The organism is Streptomyces sp. PsTaAH-137 (assembly GCF_003259365.1).
Lineage (GTDB): Bacteria > Actinomycetota > Actinomycetes > Streptomycetales > Streptomycetaceae > Streptomyces.
Genome location: NZ_QLLY01000044.1, coordinates 7,759 through 9,428, shown reverse-complemented (window position 1 = coordinate 9,428; position 1,670 = coordinate 7,759). Strand labels below are relative to the sequence as shown.

At 63.7% G+C, this 1,670-nt stretch carries 2 protein-coding genes; one reads left to right on the top strand and one right to left on the bottom strand.

The window, feature by feature from the left end; genetic code table 11:
* Positions 1 to 603 precede the first annotated feature (603 nt).
* Positions 604 to 1,089 (top strand): polyketide cyclase, encoded by a 486-nt coding sequence (locus K377_RS40375; RefSeq protein ID WP_111668626.1) that lies wholly within the window; start codon positions 604 to 606, stop codon positions 1,087 to 1,089.
* Between the two features lie 54 nt (positions 1,090 to 1,143).
* Here K377_RS40375 and K377_RS40370 read toward each other — a convergent pair whose 3' ends face one another.
* A complete protein-coding gene (locus tag K377_RS40370) occupies positions 1,144 to 1,461 on the bottom strand; it encodes a hypothetical protein (protein WP_181512770.1) in 318 nt (105 codons plus the stop codon).
* Positions 1,462 to 1,670 lie beyond the last annotated feature (209 nt).

The window sequence follows — 1,670 nt, the reverse complement described above, 5'->3', positions numbered from 1 at the left end:
CGAGCCAGCCGACCGCCGGTGGATCAGAGTGAGCCTGACGGCCAATCACCAGCTGGTGGCAATGCGCGACATGAGAAATGCCTTAACGGAGAGAATCATGGATTCCGCGTCGGGTGTGACCGTCGCCTGTGTTGAGATTTTGCGTTCCCACCTTCAGTCGCTGCGGGAATCGCAGGTGAGGGGCTCGAATGTGCAATGTATGGGCTTCCTTAATTCGTTGGGGGACGCGAGTGAGGATTACGCCGAAAGAGGGATGTGGGCCCACCGTGCCAGGTGGTCTTGTGGGAAGGGTGCTGTACAGCCTGGGAGCCCAAGTTGATCAACTCGCCCTGTGGTCGGCGCTCTTCACCGGCAGTGCCCCGCATTCCTTACGGTGAGCCGTTTCCTCTTAGTGCAGAGAGAATTACCTGTACGCCAATCGAAGGAATTTGTGGTGCCGGACCAATCCGTAATTCTGTCTGCTCCGGATATATCATGCCGCTGCATTTTTCTGATTCCGTGACCGTGGAATGTCTTCGAAGATCGGAGCTTCGGGCTCGCCGTTTTTGGATTGCCTCCGAGCCCGGTTCGTCCTTGTCGAGCCGTGAGTGCGAGGGTGGGCGCATGACAGTCGAACGGTTTGAAGTCACGCGCCAGATCGCCGCATCCCCGGCTGCGATCTTCGATGTCCTGTGTTCGCCGCAAGGGCATGTGCTCATCGACAGCTCGGGGATGCTCCAGTCCGCGGAGGGCGCACCGGTGACCGCCGTTGGGGACGAGTTCGTCGTCCACATGGACCGGGAGGCGCTGGGTGATCTGCCCATGGGCCGCTATGACGTGACAGTGATCATCACGCGCTACGAAGACGGAGCTCTCCTGGAGTGGACGATCTCGGGCACGATCCAGCCGCCGATCCGGCACCTCTACGGCTACCGCCTCGAACCGCACGGTTCCGGAACGGCGGTCACGTCGTATTACGACTGGAGCCAGATCGACGACCACTACCGCCAGGCAGGAATCTTTCCGGTGATCCCGGAAGCCGGCCTGCGGGCGACGCTCGGCATCCTCGCGCGCACCGTCGAGCAGTCTCCCGCGGCTGCGACGGGCTGACGGCGCCGGGCAGACAGCGCGTTACGGTGCGGGGGCATCCGCCGCGTCTGGCCTTCAAGGCTCCACGGTGAGGCACAGATAGATCCGCGTGAGGGTGGGGCGGGCTCGGTTTGTGGCCTCGTCGAGGATCGACAGCAGCGGTGTCGTCCCGGCAGGGTGCACTTCGAGATCGTGTGCGGTGTTGACCAGTACACGGCGGCCGGGGTAGGCGCGGGCCGCCGTGTCGACGTCCCGTTCGTCGAAGGCGCCGTGGAAGTACAGCACGGAGCCGATGAGTTCGGTCTTCCAGGCTCCGGTGGGCCATCGCGCCAGCACGGCCTCAGCAGTCATGGGTGCGCGTGGGGCAGGCAGGTCGGGAGTGCGGCCTGTCATGGCGTTCTCCTTTGCTGACTTCCGGCCTTCAGGTCACTGCCCTGGGTCGGGCGAGGGGGTGTGATGTGAGCGGGGCTGGTCGAGGCGCGCGTAGACGACGGTGTTGTCGGCGTAGTGATGGTCGCGGTAGTCGCCGGCGCAGGTGATGAGGCGCAGTTCGGCGTGGTCGGTGTTGCGGTAGACGTCCAGTGAGGGGAACCGGTTCTTGG

What these genes read in the sequence shown, in the direction of transcription:
- K377_RS40375 (WP_111668626.1), top strand. Translation starts at nt 604, where the DNA reads ATGACAGTCGAACGGTTTGAAGTCACGCGCCAGATCGCCGCATCCCCG.
- K377_RS40370 (WP_181512770.1), bottom strand. Translation starts at nt 1,461, where the DNA reads ATGACAGGCCGCACTCCCGACCTGCCTGCCCCACGCGCACCCATGACT.